Source organism: Agromyces sp. NPDC057679 (genome assembly GCF_042799635.1).
Taxonomy (GTDB): Bacteria; Actinomycetota; Actinomycetes; order Actinomycetales; family Microbacteriaceae; genus Agromyces.
In genome coordinates, this window is sequence record NZ_JBHVIK010000003.1 from 239,754 (window position 1) to 256,064 (window position 16,311).

Here is a 16,311-nt window from a genome sequence, read left to right on the forward strand (position 1 = left end):
CTCATGAATGTCCGTTCATCAATGAAAACACGCGGGGGAGCGGCTCCCTTCCATGTCGCCGGGCATTTCGCTCAGCGCGTAGCGCCTGTACGACGGTGTCGGTGACGCTCACTAGGCTTGTTCGACGTGAGCTCCGACTATTCCGCCCGCCATCTCTCCGTCCTCGAAGGGCTCGAGGCGGTGCGCAAGCGCCCCGGCATGTACATCGGCTCGACCGACTCCCGCGGTCTCATGCACTGCGTCTGGGAGATCATCGACAACTCGGTCGACGAGGCCCTCGCCGGCCACGGTTCCGAGATCGGTGTGCTCCTCCATCCCGACGGCAGCGTCGAGGTGCGCGACCGCGCCCGCGGCATCCCCGTCGACGTCGAGCCGAAGACGGGCCTCACGGGCGTCGAGGTCGTGTTCACGAAGCTGCACGCCGGCGGCAAGTTCGGCTCGGGCTCGTACGCGGCCTCCGGCGGCCTCCACGGCGTCGGCGCCTCGGTCGTCAACGCGCTGTCCGAGCGGCTCGACGTCGAGGTCGACCGCGACGGCAAGACCTTCGCGATGTCGTTCCACCGCGGCGAGCCGGGCATCTTCGCCGACTCCGGCGCCCCCTCGCCCGACGCGCCGTTCACGCCCTTCGAAGAGCGCAGCGAGCTCCGCGTCGTCGGCAAGGTCAAGAAGGGCGTCACCGGCACCCGCATCCGCTACTGGGCCGATCGGCAGATCTTCACGAAGGGCGCCGAGTTCCAGACCGACGAGCTGCTCGGGCGCGCCCGGCAGACCGCCTTCCTCGTCCCCGGCCTCGCGATCGACGTGACCGACGAGCGCGGCGAGACCGCCCACACCACCTCGTTCCAGTTCGAGGGGGGCATCTCCGAGTTCGTCGACCACCTCGCACCCGACTCGGGCATCACCGACATCTGGCGCCTGAGCGGCTCCGGCAACTTCACCGAGACCGTGCCCGTGCTGAGCGAAGGCGGCGCCATGGTGCCGACCGAGCTCACCCGCACCTGCGACGTCGACATCGCGCTGCGCTGGGGCACGGGGTACGACACCGTCGTGCGCTCGTTCGTCAACATCATCGCGACGCCGAAGGGCGGTACGCACCAGACCGGGTTCGACCAGGGCCTCCTGAAGTTCCTGCGCCAGCAGGTCGAGCAGAACGCGCGCCGCCTGAAGGCCGGCAACGACAAGCTCGACAAGGACGACGTGCTCGCCGGCCTCACCGCCGTCATCACCGTGCGCCTGCCCGAGCCGCAGTTCGAGGGCCAGACGAAGGAGGTGCTCGGCACCCCGGCCGTGCGCAACATCGTCTCGAGCGTGCTCACCAAAGAGCTCGGCGCTCGGTTCGCGTCGACGAAGCGCGACGACAAGGCGCAGTCCGCGCTGCTCCTCGACAAGGTCGTCGCCGAGATGAAGTCGCGCATCTCCGCGCGGGCCCACAAAGAGACCCAGCGTCGCAAGAACGCCCTCGAGAGCTCGTCGCTGCCGGCGAAGCTCGTCGACTGCCGCTCGAACGACGTGGCGCACAGCGAGCTCTTCATCGTCGAGGGCGACTCGGCGCTCGGCACCGCGAAGCTCGCCCGCGACAGCGAGCACCAGGCGCTGCTGCCGATCCGCGGCAAGATCCTCAACGTGCAGAAGGCGAGCGTGGCGGACATGCTCGGCAACGCCGAGTGCGCCTCGATCATCCAGGTCATCGGTGCGGGTTCGGGGCGCAGCTTCGACCTCGCCCAGGCGCGCTACGGCAAGGTGATCCTGATGGCCGACGCCGACGTCGACGGTGCGCACATCCGCACGCTGCTGCTCACCTTGTTCTTCCGCTACATGCGCCCGATGATCGAGGAGGGGCGGGTCTTCGCGGCCGTGCCGCCGCTGCACCGCGTCGTCGTGATGAACCCCGGCACGAAGCCGAACGAGACGATCTACACGTACTCCGAGGCCGAGCTGAAGGGCGTGCTCGCCGGGCTCGACAAGCAGAAGAAGCGCTACCAGGACCCGATCCAGCGATACAAGGGTCTCGGCGAGATGGACGCCGACCAGCTTGCGACGACCACGATGGACCGGCGGCACCGCACGCTCCGTCGGGTCGGCATCGGCGATGCCGAGAGCGCCGGGCGGGTCTTCGAACTGCTCATGGGCAACGAGGTCGCCCCCCGCAAGGAGTTCATCATCGAGAGCTCCGACGCGCTCGAGCGCGACCGCATCGACGCCTGAGTCGAGCTGCGCGGCGACGCGACCGGCCGCGCAGCTCGACCGTTGCGAAGCTCGACCGGCCAGAAGCCGCAGCAGCGGTCGCACGCCGAACAGCGAAGGAGGCGGGCACCCCACCGGGTGCCCGCCTCCTTCTTTCGATCGAACCGTCAGCCGACTCGGCGGCCGACCGCGGCGACGACCGACTCGAGGGGCTGGCCCGACCCGTCGCGCTTCGCGCCGGAGTCGGGCAGCTCGCGGGTGCTGCCGTCGGGCCCGACGGCGAGTGCGGGGGAGGGGCCGACCCAGGCGAGGTGCAGCGCGTCCTCGCCCTTCAGGAACCGTTGCGCACGAACCCCGCCGGTCGCGCGGCCCTTGGCGGGGAACTCGGCGAAGTCGCTGACCTTCGCGCTGCCCGGGTCGGTGCCGAGCAGGGTGTCGGTCGAGGCCGCAACGGTCACGACGACGGAGTCGGCGGTCTCGGCGGCCGACACGCTCGTGAAGTGGATCACGTGCGCGCCCGATCCGAGGTTGATGCCCGCCATGCCGCCGGCGGGGCAGCCCTGGGGCCGCACGGAGGCCGCCGGGAATCGCAGCAGCTGCGCGTCGGAGGCGACGAACACCAACTCGTCGCTCTCGTCGCCCTGCACGGCGCCGACGACCTCGTCGCCGGCCTTGAGGCCGATGACCTCGAACTCGGGCTTGTTCGGGTAGGCGCCCGTCGCGACGCGCTTCACGACGCCCTGCTTCGTGCCGATCGCGATCGAGCGATCGGCGTCGAGCGACACGATCGCGAGAACCCGCTCGTCGCGGTTGGGGAGCGCGAGGTAGTCGGCGACCTTGACCCCGGCACCGAGCTGCACCGAGGTCGGAGGGAGCATCGGCAGATCGACCGGGGTGAACCGGATGAGCCGGCCGCGGCTCGTCACCGCGCCGATCTCGGCGCGGCTCGTCGTGGCGAGGGTCGACGCGATCGCGTCGTGCTTGCTGCGTCGGGCGGGCACCGTGATGGTCGGCGCACCGTCGGGGCCCTCGGGCAGGTCGACGCGGGCGATGCGGCCTGTCACCGAGAGGAAGACGCGGCACGGGACATCCGCCACCTCGAGCGCGGCCGCCGCCGCGCGCTTGGCTGCGGCGCCGGCGATCGACGGGCGTGCATCGGTGAGGAGGGTGCGACGCGGGGTGCCGTAGCGCTCGGCGGTCTCGGCGAGCTCGTCGGAGACGAGGGCCTCGATGCGGTGACGGCTCGCGAGCAGCGCCTCGAGCTCGGCGATCTCGGCGCGCAGCTTGTCGCGCTCGGTCTCGAGTTCGATGCGCGAGAACTTCGTCAGGCGGCGCAGCTGCAGCTCGAGGATGTACTCGGCCTGCACCTGGCTGAGGTCGAAGACCTCCATCAGGCGGCTGCGGGCGGCGGCCGTGTCGTCGGAGCCGCGGATGAGCTGGATGACCTCGTCGATGTCGAGGATCGCGATGAGCAGGCCGTCGACGAGGTGCAGGCGCTCACGGCGACGTGCGAGGCGGTACTCGGAGCGGCGCGTGACGACCGAGATGCGGTGGCCGACGTAGACCTGCAGGAGTTCGCGCAGGCCGAGCGTCTGCGGGCCGCCGTCGACCAGGGCGACGTTGTTGATGTTGAACGAGTCTTCGAGCGGGGTCAGCCGGTAGAGCTGCTCGAGCACCGCGTCGGGGCTGAAGCCGGTCTTGATGCCGATGACGAGCCGAAGCCCGTTGGTGCGGTCGGTGAGGTCGGTGACGTCGGAGATGCCGTTGATCTTCTTGGCGTTGACGCCGTCCTTGATCTTCTCGATGACCTTCTCGGGGCCGACGAGATAGGGCAGCTCGGTGACCACGAGCCCGGTCTTGCGCGCCGTGATCTGCTCGACCGAGACCTTCGCGCGCGTCTTGAAGCTGCCGCGACCGGTCGCATACGCGTCTTTGACGCCCGCGAGGCCGACGATCGTGCCGCCCGTGGGCAGGTCGGGCCCTGGCACGAACTCCATGAGCTCGTCGAGCGTGGCGTCGGGGTTGGCGATGAGGTGGCGGGCGGCGCCGACGACCTCGATGAGGTTGTGCGGGGCCATGTTGGTCGCCATGCCGACGGCGATGCCGGCGGCGCCGTTCACGAGCAGGTTCGGGTACGCCGCGGGCAGCACCTCGGGCTGGGTGAGCTGGTTGTCGTAGTTCGGCACGAAGTCGACGACATCTTCATCGAGGCCCTCGGTCATCGCGAGCGCGGTCGAGGCGAGCCGCGCCTCGGTGTACCGGGGGGCGGCGGGCCCGTCGTCGAGCGAGCCGAAGTTGCCGTGGCCGTCGATGAGCGGCACCCGCAGTGTGAAGGCCTGCGCCATGCGCACGAGCGCGTCGTAGATCGCGGTGTCGCCGTGCGGGTGGAGCTTGCCCATGACCTCGCCGACGACGCGGGCCGACTTCACGTGGCCCTTCTCGGGCCGGAGGCCCATCTCGCTCATCTGGTAGAGGATGCGCCGTTGCACGGGCTTCAGGCCGTCACGGGCATCGGGCAGGGCTCGCGAGTAGATCACCGAGTAGGCGTACTCGAGGAACGAGCCCTGCATCTCGGTGGCGACGTCGACGTCTTCGATGCGCTCGACGATGGGTTCGTCGGCGGGCTGCGATGTGGCTCGGGTCATCCGTCGTTTCTGGGCCGTGCGTGCGGGGCACGCGGGGGAACGGGGGCGCGCCCGGCCTGTGCCAGACTGGGCGCGATGTCTGCCATGCTACCGGTGCCCGCCGACACCGCCCCGCGCCTCACCGCGGTGCTCGACAGTTCGCTCGCGAGCCTCACCGGGGCGTCGAACTCGCTCGGACTCGCACCGGCCCGCAGTGCGGTCGTCGTGCTCGTCGACGGGCTCGGCGCGGCGAACCTGCGGCAGCGAGCCGGCCACGCCCGCCATCTCGCGGGCGCCATGGCGAAGCGCGATGTCGTCCACACCGTCCTCCCGTCGACGACCGCGGCGGCGCTCGCGAGCCTCACCACCGGCGCGATGCCCGGCGCCCACGGACTGGTCGGCTACCGCACCCTCGACCGCGCCCACGACCGGCTCGTCAACCAGCTCAACGGCTGGGACGCCGGCATGCGCCCCGAGACGTGGCAGCTGCGACCGACGCTGTTCGAGGCGGCCACGGAGGGCGGCGTCGACGCCGTCGTCATCGGGGCCCCGCGCTACGCCGACTCCGGCTTCACGCGCGCCGTGCTGCGCGGAGCGCGCTACGTCCCGGGCCTGACCATGGCCGACCGCTTCGAGGCCGCGCTCGGCGTGCTCGACGGGGGAGCGCCGGCCCTCGTCTACCTCTACATCCCCGAACTCGATCAAGCGGCCCACGCCGACGGCTGGGAGTCGGACCGCTGGCTGGGGCTGCTCGAGCAGCTCGACGCCGAGGTCGCGGCCTTCGAACGGCGGATGCCACGGGGCACCGGCCTCCTCGTCACCGCCGACCACGGCGTGGTCGACGTCCCGGCGCACCGGCACGTCTTCATCGACGCGAAGCCCGAGCTCGTCGACGGCGTCCGCCACGTCGGCGGCGAGCCCCGATTCCTCCAGCTCTACTTCGAGGACTCCCTCGACGCGGCGTCGCGCGAGCGGCTCGTCGAGCAGTGGCGCGCGTCGGAGTCGGGCCGTTCCTGGGTGGCGTCGCGCGAGGAGGCGATCGCGGCCGGGCTCTTCGGCGAGGTGGCCCCCGACGTCGAGCCCCGGATCGGCGACCTCCTCGTGGCCGCGAGGTCGGGCATCGCGTACTACGACCGCCGGGCCGCCGACCGGCAGGCCGAGTCCATGATCGGCCAGCACGGTTCGCTCAGCGAAGAAGAGGTGCGGGTACCGCTCATCCGTCGCGGCGCCTACGAGCGCTCCTGACGTCGCCGAAACGCGAGGATGCCACGTGGCCGGCCGGCCACGTGGCATCCTCGATGTTCGAATCGATCAGGCGGGGTACTGACGACGCTTGACCTGCGGCTTCGGCAGGCGCAGGGCGCGCAGCTGGAGCGCGCGCATCGCCGCGTACCAGCGCACCTTCTCGACCTTGTCGGCGCCGAACTTCGCCGCGAGCTTGCGGGTCAGCACCTGGCCGAGGATGATCACGTCGATCACCGCGACGAGGAAGAACGCCCAGAGCGACATGATGCCGATGGCCTGGACCTCGGCGCTCGGGATGAACGTCAGGACGATGACCGCGAACATGACGGGGATGAGCACCTCGCCGATGCTGAAGCGGGCGTCGACGTAGTCGCGCACGTACTTCTTCTGCGGGCCGCGGTCACGGGCGGGCAGGTAGCGCTCGTCGCCCATCGCCATGCCGACGCGGGCCTTCTCGCGTGCGTCGGCGGCCTTCACGCGCGCCTGCTTCGCCGCCTCCTTGCGGTCGTTGGGCACGAGGGGGCGCTTGTTCGCGGCCTCGCGCTCGGCGCGCGTCGGAGTCGGCGCGCCCTTGCCGCCGCTCTTCAGTCGTGCCTGGGTCTCTTCGAGCGTCTCGGCGCTCGGCTGCTCGGTGCTGTTGGGTTGCTTTGCCACGGGGTCCTCGAATCGGTTCCCCTTAAGATTACCGGCATGACCGACTCTCTCCCCACTGTCGCCGGAGCCGATGCGGCGAACCCGCAGGTCGAGGCGATCCGTGCGGCCGTCGCCGCCGGATTCCCGTCGACGATCGCCGACCTGACCGACCTCGTCAAGATCCCCTCGGTGTCGTGGCCCGCCTTCGACCCCGCCAACCTCCAGGCGAGCGCCGAGGCCGTCGCCGAGCTCGTGCGCGGCCTCGACGTGTTCGACCTCGTCGACGTCCGCCGCGCCCCGGTCGCCGGGGCCGAGGACGACGAGGACCCGCAGCTCGGCTCCCCGGCCGTCATCGCGCACCGCGCCGCGCGCAACGGCCGCCCGACGGTGCTGCTCTACGCGCACCACGACGTGCAGCCCCCCGGGCGCGACGAGGACTGGGACTCCGCGCCGTTCGAACCGACCCTCCGCGGCGACCGCCTCTACGGCCGCGGCGCTGCCGACGACAAGGCCGGGATCATGGCGCACGTGGGCGCGATCCGAGCGCTCACCGAGGTGCTCGGCACGGACCTCGACCTCGGCATCGCCCTCTTCATCGAGGGCGAGGAGGAGTACCTCTCGCAGTCGTTCGGGAACTTCCTCCACGCGCACCGCGACCTCCTCGAGGCCGACGCGATCATCGTCGCCGACTCGGGCAACTGGGACCTCGAGACGCCCGCGATCACCGTCGCGCTGCGCGGCGCGGTCGCGTTCAACCTCCGCATCGACACGCTCGCCCACGCCTCGCACTCGGGGATGTTCGGCGGCGCGGTGCCCGACGCGATGTTCGCGGCCATCCGGCTGCTCGACACGCTCTGGGCCGCCGACGGCTCCGTCGCCGTCGAGGGGCTCACCTCGGCCGGGCTCGAGACGCCCGAGTACGACGAGGCGCAGCTCCGCGCCGAGACGGGACTTCTCGACGGTGTCGTCCCCGTCGGCAACGACACGATCCTCTCCCGCATCTGGTCGCAGCCGTCGATCACGATCACCGGCATCGACGCCCCCGACATCGCGAACGCCTCGAACACGCTCGTGCCCGGTGTGCGGGTGCGGGTGAGCGCGCGCGTCGCGCCCGGCCAGGACGCCCGCGAGGCGTACGAGGCCATCCGTTCGCACCTCGAGCGGAATGCGCCGTTCGGCGCACGGCTCACCTTCGAGGACGTCGACACCGGGCAGCCGTTCCTCGTCGACACGAGCGGATGGGCGGTCGCGGAGACCCGCGGCGCCATGGAGGATGCCTGGGGCAAGGCCCCGGTCGAGATCGGGGTCGGCGGCTCGATCCCGTTCATCGCCGAGCTCGTCGACGAGTTCCCCGCGGCGCAGATCCTCGTGACCGGCGTCGAGGACCCCGACTCGCGGGCGCACAGCCCGAACGAGTCGCTGCACCTGGGCGTCTTCCAGCGCGCGCTGCTCGCCGAGGCGCTCTTCCTCGCGCGGCTCGACGCGCGCGGGGAAGATTCCTGAGCGCTCCCTGCCGTCGGCCAGGCTCCGGCGGTTACCATTGGATGAGGATCACGCGTTTCAAGACGCATCGAGGAGAGACATGAGCGACACGATCACCGACACCACGCACGGCGTGAAGCTGAGCGACCCCGCCGCCGACAAGGTGCGCAGCCTGCTGTCGCAGGAGGGCCGCGACGACCTGCGTCTGCGCGTCGCGGTGCAGCCCGGCGGCTGCTCGGGGCTGATCTACCAGCTGTACTTCGACGAGCGCCTGCTCGACGGCGACGCGGTCGTCGACTTCGAGGGCGTCGAGGTCGTCGTCGACAAGATGAGCGTGCCGTACCTCGACGGAGCCTCGATCGACTTCGAGGACTCGATCCAGAAGCAGGGCTTCACGATCGACAACCCCAACGCGCAGGGCAGCTGCGCGTGCGGTGACTCGTTCCACTGAGCCATACCCCATCCCGCCGAAAGGAGGCCGCGAAAAGCGGCCTCCTTTCGTGTTTTCTCCAGATCGAAGCGGATTTCTGCGGCGCGGCACGCCCGACACCGGCCCCGGATGCACACCTCGGGGGCGGAGTCGGAGTAGGCTAGACAACGATCAACGCGCTTCGCTGTGAAGCGCCTTCGAGTCTCCCGAAAGGTCACCGGTGCGCCACAATCGCCGTCTCCGATGGGCTGCAATCCCGATCGCAGCGTCACTCAGCCTCGTACTCGCCGGGTGCACGCAGGCTCAGTTGAACGGATTCCTCCCCGGCTTCGTCGAAGGCGAGGCACCGGTCACGAACCACACCGAGCGAATCTCGGGCCTGTGGGTCACGTCGTGGATCGTGCTGCTCATCGTCGGCATCATCACCTGGGGTCTGACGATCTGGGCGGTCATCGCGTACCGCCGCCGCAAGGGCCAGACCGGCCTTCCGGTGCAGCTGCGCTACAACATGCCGATCGAGGTGTTCTACACCATCGTCCCGCTCATCCTCGTGCTCGGGTTCTTCGCGTTCACCGCGCGCGACCAGCAGGCGATCGAGCAGCGCTTCGCCGAGGACGAGATCGACGTCAAGGTCGAGGTCATCGCCAAGCAGTGGGCCTGGGACTTCAACTACGTGAACGAAGACGTCTACTCGCCCGGCATCCAGGGCCAGCTCGACGACGAGGGCCCCAAGGGCTCGCTCGTCCAGTCCGAGCTGCCGACCCTGTACCTGCCCGTCGGCAAGAACGTCGAGATCGAACTCGAGTCCCGCGACGTCATCCACTCGTTCTGGGTCGTCGACTTCCTCTACAAGAAGGACATGTTCCCGGGCAAGACGAACTACATGTCGTTCGTCCCCGAGCGCGAGGGCACCTACGCCGGCAAGTGCGCCGAGCTCTGCGGCGAGTACCACTCGCTCATGCTCTTCAACGTCGAGGTCGTCTCCGAGGCCGAGTACGAGGACTACATCGAGTCGCTTCGCGACGCCGGCCAGGAAGGCCAGCTGTCGAGCGAGTTCGATCGCAATCAGAACCTGCCCGGCACGGGCGCGCCTGAACTGAATGAGGAGCACGAAGCCGAATGAGCACCACGACCGCACCGGCTCGACCTCAGTCGAGCAGCCTGCCGCTCGGCGCCTCGAAGGTCGAACGCAAGGGCAACATCCTCGTGAAGTGGATCACCTCCACCGACCACAAGGTCATCGGGTACATGTACCTGATCACGGCGTTCATCTACTTCTGCATCGGCGGCGTGATGGCGCTGATCATCCGTGCGCAGCTGTTCGAGCCCGGTCTCGAGCTCATCCAGACCCGTGAGCAGTACAACCAGCTGTTCACCATGCACGGCACGATCATGCTGCTGATGTTCGCGACCCCGCTGTTCGCGGGCTTCGCGAACGTGCTGATGCCGCTGCAGATCGGTGCGCCCGACGTGGCGTTCCCGCGTCTGAACGCCTTCGCGTACTGGCTCTTCAACTTCGGTTCGCTCATGGCGGTCGCCGGCTTCTTCACCCCGCAGGGTGCCGCGTCGTTCGGATGGTTCGCCTATCAGCCGCTCGCGTCGACGACCTTCTCGCCCGGTGTCGGCGGCAACCTCTGGATGATCGGCCTCGGCCTCTCGGGCTTCGGCACCATCCTCGGTGCGGTGAACTTCATCACGACGATCATCACGATGCGCGCCCCCGGAATGACCATGTTCCGCATGCCGATCTTCACGTGGAACACGCTCGTCACCTCGATCCTCGTGCTGATGGCGTTCCCCGTCCTCGCCGCCGCGATGCTCGCGGCCGCCGCCGACCGCGTGTTCGGCGCCCACATCTACGACCCCGCCAACGGCGGCGTCATCCTGTGGCAGCACCTGTTCTGGTTCTTCGGCCACCCCGAGGTCTACATCATCGCGCTGCCGTTCTTCGGCATCGTCTCCGAGATCTTCCCGGTCTTCAGCCGCAAGCCGATCTTCGGTTACAAGACGCTGATCTACGCGACGATCGCGATCGCGGCCCTCTCGGTCACCGTGTGGGCTCACCACATGTACGTCACCGGCTCGGTGCTGCTGCCGTTCTTCGCCCTCATGACGATGCTCATCGCGGTTCCGACCGGTGTGAAGATCTTCAACTGGGTCGGCACGATGTGGCGCGGCTCGATCACCTTCGAGACGCCGCTGATCTGGTCGCTCGGCTTCCTCATCACGTTCGTCTTCGGTGGTCTGACCGGCGTCATCCTGGCTTCGCCGCCGCTCGACTTCCACGTCTCCGACACGTACTTCGTCGTCGCCCACTTCCACTACGTCGTCTTCGGCACCGTCGTGTTCGCGATGTTCGCCGGCTTCTACTTCTGGTGGCCGAAGTGGACCGGCAAGATGCTCAACGAGACGCTCGGCAAGTGGCACTTCTGGCTGCTCTTCATCGGCTTCCACACGACCTTCCTCGTCCAGCACTGGCTGGGTGTCGTGGCCATGCCCCGCCGGTACTACTCGTACCTGCCCGAAGACAACATCACCTGGATGAACCAGCTGTCGACGATCGGCGCGGGCATCCTCGCGATCTCGCTCATCCCGTTCTTCCTGAACGTCTACATCACGGCTCGTCGTGCACCGAAGGTCACGGTCAACGACCCGTGGGGCTACGGCGGCTCGCTCGAGTGGGCCACCAGCTGCCCGCCGCCGCGGCACAACTTCACGTCGATCCCGCGCATCCGCTCCGAGCGTCCCGCGTTCGACCTGAACCACCCCGAGGCCGGCATCCCGGTCGGCATCGGTCCCGCGAAGGACGCCCCTGAGGCACCGACGTACGACGCCGCCACGGAGGAGATCAAGTAATGCGCGCCAACGTCATCCTGTTCTGGATCCTCACGGTCTTCTTCGTGATCATGGCCGGGGTCTACACGGCCTGGAGCTGGGCCGACAACGCCTCGCACGGGCTCAACCACCCCGAGTGGGCGGGAACCGTCGCGATCAGCCTGAGCGCGATCCTGTCGGGATTCATCGCGTTCTACCTCAGCCGCGTGCACAAGGCCCAGGGCGCTGAGCTGCCCGAGGACCGCCTCGACGCCAACATCGACGACGGCGACGCCGAGCTCGGCTTCTTCAGCCCGTGGAGCTGGTGGCCGATCATGCTCGCCGGCGCGGCCGCGCTCCTGTTCCTCGGTCTCGCGGTCGGGTTCTGGATCTCGTTCATCGCGGTCGGCATCGGCCTCATCAGCCTCGTCGGCTGGGTGTACGAGTACTACCGCGGCAACTTCGCTCGCTGATCTCCGCGTATTCGAAGCCCCCGGCACCTCAGAGGTGCCGGGGGCTTCGTCGTGTGTGCCGGAGCTCGGCTCACCGTCGTGCGCCGACGATGCACCACGAGAGATCGCGGTGTCGGTAGTCCGGCCGCATCCCATGCGCGGAGAGCACCGAGACCATGGCGTCGGGGGAGTGGATGAATCCGCGGTAGCTCCGCCCGACGAGTCGCATCATCAGATTGACTGCGACCGCGCCGGCCCGGCTGAACAGATTCCTCGGCGGGTGGCTGAAGACGAGCGCCCTGGTCGCGCGGTCGGCTGCAGCAGAGAGCAGGCGTTCAGCGTCGGGGTAGCAGCAGACCACGCGATGCAGCACGACGATGTCGGCGGTACCGACGGCGTCGGGGCGCTCGGCGAGGTCGACGCCGACCGTCCTGGTCATCCGATCGGCAACGCCTGCCTCGGATGCGAGTCGGCGCGCAGTCGACTCATAGGCCGCGGACAGCTCGAGGTTGACCGTGCTCGAGGCGCCCCGTTCGAGCAACGCCAACTGCAGCTCGCCGACCCCGCCGCCGATCTCCAAGACCCGTGCGCCGTCGACGCCGATCTCGTCGACGAGGTAGTCGACGATGCGGCGCTCCGGGCTCGTCAGACCCCGCTTGGCGTACTGGCGTGCGATGCGCTTCGCGAACCGCTCGTCGAACACGGCATCGTAGCGTTCGTTCCCGTCGCCGGAGCGGCCATTCGGCTCGTCGCCGGCGCTGCAGCAGTCATCCACGCCGCCAGTATGGAGCCGGAGCGCCGCCCGCGCACGTCACGCGTGCCAGACGTCTCCGCCGGCCGCGAGGGTGAAGCGAAGCAGCTCGATCGAGACGGTGACGGGCACCGTCGCCTCCGCGCCCGTGCTTCCGGCCGTGGCATCCTGCGCGAGCGTCTCGGCATGGTGCGCCGAGGGCCCCATGTCGGCGAGCAGCAGCCGCGTGGTGGCATCCGCCTGGAGTGGGTACTCGATCGCCGTGATCGAGTCCGTCGCGAAGCCGAGTGCGGAGAGCTGCTCGGTGAGCCCTGACGACTTGCCGCTGGGGATGTCGAGCATGAGGCCGTCGCGGCGCAACTCGCGCAGATGCCGTTCGGTCGGCACGACGGTGAGCAGGGTTCCTCCCGGACGGAGGACTCGCGCGAACTCGTCGAGGTTGCGCGGGGCGAACACGTTGAGGATGACGTCGACGCAGTCGGTGCGGAGCGGGAGGGGCCGCCAGATGTCGAGCACGACGCCGGTGGCTGCGGGCAGCGCCCGCAGGCTCGCGCGAACCGCATCGGGGGAGCGGTCTGCGAGGAGGAACCCGAGCTCGGGCAGTGCACGCGCGAGCTCGGCCGAGTAATGGCCGGTGCCGCAGCCGAGATCGGCGACGCGCAGCGGGGAACCCGACTCGCCCGCGGCCCGGGTCTGCGGCGAGTCCGACACCGACCGCACGGCCTCGATGAGGGCGTCCGAGATCGGCGTGTACGCGCCGCTGCCGAGCAGCCCGGCGCGGGCACGCAGCATCCCGGGATCGTCGCCGACCGTGCGCGGCGCCTTCGGAGGCAGCAGCGTCAGGAAGCCGTGCTTCGACCGGTCGAATCGATGCCCCGTCTCGCAGCCGAAGGTGCGGTCGTCGACGGGGGAGAGGTCGAGGAAACAGTTCGGGCACCGAAGCCACGTCGAGTCGATCGACATGGTTCGGTGCCCGGAACTGTCAGACGCGTGCGTCAGTGGTGGCCGTCGTGGCCGGCTTCGAGCTCGCCCTTCGAGACCGGCGCGATGCGGTCTTCGAAGAACCAGCGCGAGAACGAGGCGCGGATGCGCTGACCGACCGTGATCTTGCCACGGGCGTTCGGGCGGATCATGAGCGGCTCGTAGCTCTCGAAGCTCACCAGGCGCCAGCGCTCGTACTCGTCGAGCGGCTGGTGCACCTCGATGAACTCACCGCCGGGGAGCTTGACGATGCGACCCGACTCGTAGCCGTGCAGCACGATCTCGCGGTCCTTCTTCTGCAGCGCGATGCAGACGCGCTTCGTGATGAAGTACGCGACGAACGGGCCGAGGATGACGGTCGCCTGGAGCGCGTGGATCACGCCCTCCATCGTGAGCGAGAAGTGCGTCGCGAGGATGTCGGAGCTCGCCGCCGCCCAGAGGCCGGCGTAGAACGTGACACCTGCGGCGCCGATCGCCGTGCGGGTCGGTGCGTTGCGGGGACGGTCGGCGATGTGGTGCTCGCGCTTGTCGCCCTTCACCCACGCCTCGATGAACGGGTAGATGAGCACGGTGACGATGAAGCCGCCGAGCACGACGAGCGGGACGATGATGTTGAACGACCAGGTGCGGTCGAGCCACACGAACTCCCAGCCCGGCGGGATGAGACGCAGGGCGCCGTCGGCGAAGCCGATGTACCAGTCGGGCTGGGTACCGGCCGAGACGGGGGACGGGTCGTAGGGACCGTAGTTCCAGATCGGGTTGATCGTGAACATCGAGGCGATGAGTGCGAGCACACCGAAGACGATGAAGAAGAACCCGCCGGCCTTGGCCGCGTAGATCGGGAGGATGGGCGGGCCCACCGCGTTCTGCTGGGTCTTGCCGGGGCCCGCGTACTGGGTGTGCTTGTGCACGACCACGAACACGAGGTGGAGCGCGACGAGCGCGACCACGAGCGCCGGGAGCAGCAGGATGTGCAGGGTGTAGAGACGACCCACGATCTGGGTACCGGGGAACTCGCCGCCGAAGAGGAGGAACGAGGTCCAGGTGCCGATCAGCGGGATGCCCTTGACCATGCCGTCGATGATGCGGAGGCCGTTGCCCGAGAGCAGGTCGTCGGGGAGCGAGTAGCCCGTGAAGCCCTCGGCCATCGCGAGGATGAAGAGGATGAAACCGATCACCCAGTTCAGCTCGCGCGGCTTGCGGAACGCACCCGTGAAGAAGATGCGCAGCATGTGCAGGCCGATGGCGGCGACGAAGAGCAGCGCGCCCCAGTGGTGCATCTGGCGCACGAAGAGGCCGCCGCGGATGTCGAACGAGATGTCGAGCGTCGACGCCATCGCGACCGACATCTCGACGCCCTTGAGGGGCACGTACGAGCCGTCGTAGTGGACCTCGGCCATCGACGCCTGGAAGAAGAACGTCAGGAAGGTACCCGAGATGAGCACCACGACGAAGGCGAAGAGCGCGACCTCACCGAGGAGGAACGACCAGTGGTCGGGGAACGCCTTGCGGCCGAGCTCCTTGACGAAGCCGGCGACACTCGTCCGTTCGTTGACGTAGACGGAGGCAGCCGCGGTGAACGACCGCTTCTGCGGCGCTGTGGCGGACGGTGCGGTGCTCAATGGCGCTCCCAGAAGCTCGGGCCGACGGGTTCGGTGAAGTCGCTCTGCGCGATGAGGTAGCCCTCGTCGTCGACGGCGATCGGCAGCTGCGGCAGGGGCCGCTTGGCCGGGCCGAAGATGACCTCGCAGTGGTTCGCCACATCGAACTGCGACTGGTGGCAGGGGCAGAGCAGGTGGTGCGTGTGCTGCTCGTACAGGGCGACCGGGCAGCCGACGTGGGTGCAGATCTTGGAGTAGGCGACGATGCCCTCGTACGACCAGCTCTCGCGCTCGGGCAGCTCGTTGAGCTCATCGGGGTTCAGGCGCATGAGCAGCACTGCCGCCTTCGCCTTCTCCTCGAGCTTGCCGTGCTCGAGCTCGGTGAGGCCCTCGGGGATCACGTGGAAGGCGCTGCCGATCGTGACGTCGGAGGCCTTGATCGGCGTTCCGGAGGGGTCGAGCGCGAGACGCGTGCCCTTCTTCCACATGGTGTGGCTGAGGAGCTCGACGGGGATCTGGTCCTGGGGAGCGAACCCGCGGAACAGCACGACGGCCGGGAGCGGGAAGACCAGCAGCGCGCCGATGAGGCTGTTGCGGATCGCCGCGCGACGGGTGAAGCCCGACTCGCGGTCGGCGTCGGCGAAGACCTGGGCGGCCGCGGCCTGCGTCTCGGGGGAGCCACCGATCGGGTGACGCTCGTCGGCGAGCTCGACGTCGGTCATGATCGCCTTCGCCCAGTGCACCGCGCCGAAGCCGATGCCGAACAGGGCGAGCGTCGCGCCGAGGCCGATGAACATGTTGTTCAGTCGCACGTCGCCGACGTTGTTCGACTCCATCGGGAACAGCATGTAGGCGGCGATCGCCCACACGCTGCCGAGGATCGAGAGGTAGAAGAGCGTGTAGACGGTGCGCTGCGCACGCTTCTCGCGCTTCGGGTCCTCGTCGGTGACGCGGGGTCGGTGCGGCGGGAATCCGGGGTTCTCGAACGCGTCAGCGGCGATGACCGCGGTACCCGGCGAGACGGCTGAATCGTGCGCGGCGTGCGACGAGTCGGCAGCGGCGATCTCCGCGCTGCTGTGGTCGTCCTGTGCCATGGTTCTCCTTCGTAGCTTCT

At 68.9% G+C, this 16,311-nt stretch carries 13 protein-coding genes; 7 read left to right on the forward strand and 6 right to left on the reverse strand.

The features are described 5' to 3' along the window. Positions 1-126: 126 nt before the first annotated feature. On the forward strand, positions 127-2,205 hold the full coding sequence (locus tag ACFVAJ_RS14030; RefSeq protein ID WP_376945088.1) for a type IIA DNA topoisomerase subunit B: 2,079 nt from the start codon (positions 127-129) through the stop codon (positions 2,203-2,205). A 146-nt stretch (positions 2,206-2,351) separates the two neighbouring features. Here ACFVAJ_RS14030 and ACFVAJ_RS14035 read toward each other — a convergent pair whose 3' ends face one another. Next, positions 2,352-4,829, reverse strand: a complete 2,478-nt coding sequence (locus ACFVAJ_RS14035; protein ID WP_376945090.1) for a DNA topoisomerase (ATP-hydrolyzing) subunit A — start codon at positions 4,827-4,829, stop codon at positions 2,352-2,354. A gap of 75 nt (positions 4,830-4,904) precedes the next feature. On the opposite strand from ACFVAJ_RS14035, the gene ACFVAJ_RS14040 reads away from it, so the two are divergent. Then, positions 4,905-6,053 (forward strand): alkaline phosphatase family protein, encoded by a 1,149-nt coding sequence (locus tag ACFVAJ_RS14040; protein ID WP_376945092.1) that lies wholly within the window; start codon positions 4,905-4,907, stop codon positions 6,051-6,053. Between the two features lie 66 nt (positions 6,054-6,119). On the opposite strand, the gene ACFVAJ_RS14045 is transcribed toward ACFVAJ_RS14040, so the two are convergent. Then, on the reverse strand, positions 6,120-6,707 hold the full coding sequence (locus ACFVAJ_RS14045; RefSeq protein WP_157424485.1) for a DUF3043 domain-containing protein: 588 nt from the start codon (positions 6,705-6,707) through the stop codon (positions 6,120-6,122). Between the two features lie 36 nt (positions 6,708-6,743). Here ACFVAJ_RS14045 and ACFVAJ_RS14050 point away from each other — a divergent pair, with 36 nt between their 5' ends. The 5 genes from ACFVAJ_RS14050 (at position 6,744) to ACFVAJ_RS14070 (ending at position 11,885) form a co-directional block, all read left to right on the forward strand. Further along, the gene (locus tag ACFVAJ_RS14050) at positions 6,744-8,189 is read left to right on the forward strand and encodes a dipeptidase (RefSeq protein WP_376945094.1); all 1,446 of its coding nucleotides are present in this window, start codon (positions 6,744-6,746) and stop codon (positions 8,187-8,189) included. A gap of 79 nt (positions 8,190-8,268) precedes the next feature. Continuing rightward, positions 8,269-8,619, forward strand: a complete 351-nt coding sequence (gene erpA, locus ACFVAJ_RS14055) for an iron-sulfur cluster insertion protein ErpA (RefSeq protein WP_157424487.1) — start codon at positions 8,269-8,271, stop codon at positions 8,617-8,619. Positions 8,620-8,818: 199 nt separating this feature from the next. Then, the gene (gene coxB / locus ACFVAJ_RS14060; protein WP_376945096.1) at positions 8,819-9,721 is read left to right on the forward strand and encodes a cytochrome c oxidase subunit II; all 903 of its coding nucleotides are present in this window, start codon (positions 8,819-8,821) and stop codon (positions 9,719-9,721) included. Beyond that, positions 9,718-11,454, forward strand: coding sequence for a cytochrome c oxidase subunit I (gene ctaD, locus ACFVAJ_RS14065; RefSeq protein ID WP_376945098.1), 1,737 nt, complete (start codon positions 9,718-9,720; stop codon positions 11,452-11,454). Before coxB ends, ctaD begins: the two co-directional genes overlap by 4 nt. Then, positions 11,454-11,885 (forward strand): cytochrome c oxidase subunit 4, encoded by a 432-nt coding sequence (locus ACFVAJ_RS14070; protein ID WP_376945100.1) that lies wholly within the window; start codon positions 11,454-11,456, stop codon positions 11,883-11,885. Before ctaD ends, ACFVAJ_RS14070 begins: the two co-directional genes overlap by 1 nt. 70 nt (positions 11,886-11,955) lie before the next feature. Here ACFVAJ_RS14070 and ACFVAJ_RS14075 read toward each other — a convergent pair whose 3' ends face one another. Genes ACFVAJ_RS14075 through ACFVAJ_RS14090 form a run of 4 tightly spaced genes read right to left on the reverse strand, consistent with a single transcriptional unit; the run spans position 11,956 to position 16,291 of the window. Next, entirely contained in the window at positions 11,956-12,639 is a 684-nt protein-coding gene (locus ACFVAJ_RS14075; protein ID WP_376945102.1) for a methyltransferase domain-containing protein, read from the reverse strand. Between the two features lie 36 nt (positions 12,640-12,675). Beyond that, positions 12,676-13,578: a methyltransferase domain-containing protein gene (locus ACFVAJ_RS14080; RefSeq protein WP_376945104.1), complete on the reverse strand. Its 903-nt coding sequence runs from the start codon at positions 13,576-13,578 to the stop codon at positions 12,676-12,678. A 32-nt stretch (positions 13,579-13,610) separates the two neighbouring features. Then, a complete protein-coding gene (locus tag ACFVAJ_RS14085; protein WP_376945106.1) occupies positions 13,611-15,218 on the reverse strand; it encodes a cytochrome bc complex cytochrome b subunit in 1,608 nt (535 codons plus the stop codon). After that, complete coding sequence (locus ACFVAJ_RS14090) at positions 15,215-16,291, reverse strand: Rieske 2Fe-2S domain-containing protein (RefSeq protein WP_376945108.1); 1,077 nt, start codon at positions 16,289-16,291, stop codon at positions 15,215-15,217. The genes ACFVAJ_RS14085 and ACFVAJ_RS14090 overlap by 4 nt, the downstream gene beginning before the upstream one ends. Between the last annotated feature and the right edge of the window lie 20 nt (positions 16,292-16,311).

What these genes read in the sequence shown, in the direction of transcription:
- ACFVAJ_RS14035 (WP_376945090.1), bottom strand. Translation starts at nt 4,829, where the DNA reads ATGACCCGAGCCACATCGCAGCCCGCCGACGAACCCATCGTCGAGCGC.
- ACFVAJ_RS14040 (WP_376945092.1), top strand. Translation starts at nt 4,905, where the DNA reads ATGTCTGCCATGCTACCGGTGCCCGCCGACACCGCCCCGCGCCTCACC.
- ACFVAJ_RS14050 (WP_376945094.1), top strand. Translation starts at nt 6,744, where the DNA reads ATGACCGACTCTCTCCCCACTGTCGCCGGAGCCGATGCGGCGAACCCG.
- erpA (WP_157424487.1), top strand. Translation starts at nt 8,269, where the DNA reads ATGAGCGACACGATCACCGACACCACGCACGGCGTGAAGCTGAGCGAC.
- ctaD (WP_376945098.1), top strand. Translation starts at nt 9,718, where the DNA reads ATGAGCACCACGACCGCACCGGCTCGACCTCAGTCGAGCAGCCTGCCG.
- ACFVAJ_RS14070 (WP_376945100.1), top strand. Translation starts at nt 11,454, where the DNA reads ATGCGCGCCAACGTCATCCTGTTCTGGATCCTCACGGTCTTCTTCGTG.
- ACFVAJ_RS14080 (WP_376945104.1), bottom strand. Translation starts at nt 13,578, where the DNA reads ATGTCGATCGACTCGACGTGGCTTCGGTGCCCGAACTGTTTCCTCGAC.
- ACFVAJ_RS14090 (WP_376945108.1), bottom strand. Translation starts at nt 16,291, where the DNA reads ATGGCACAGGACGACCACAGCAGCGCGGAGATCGCCGCTGCCGACTCG.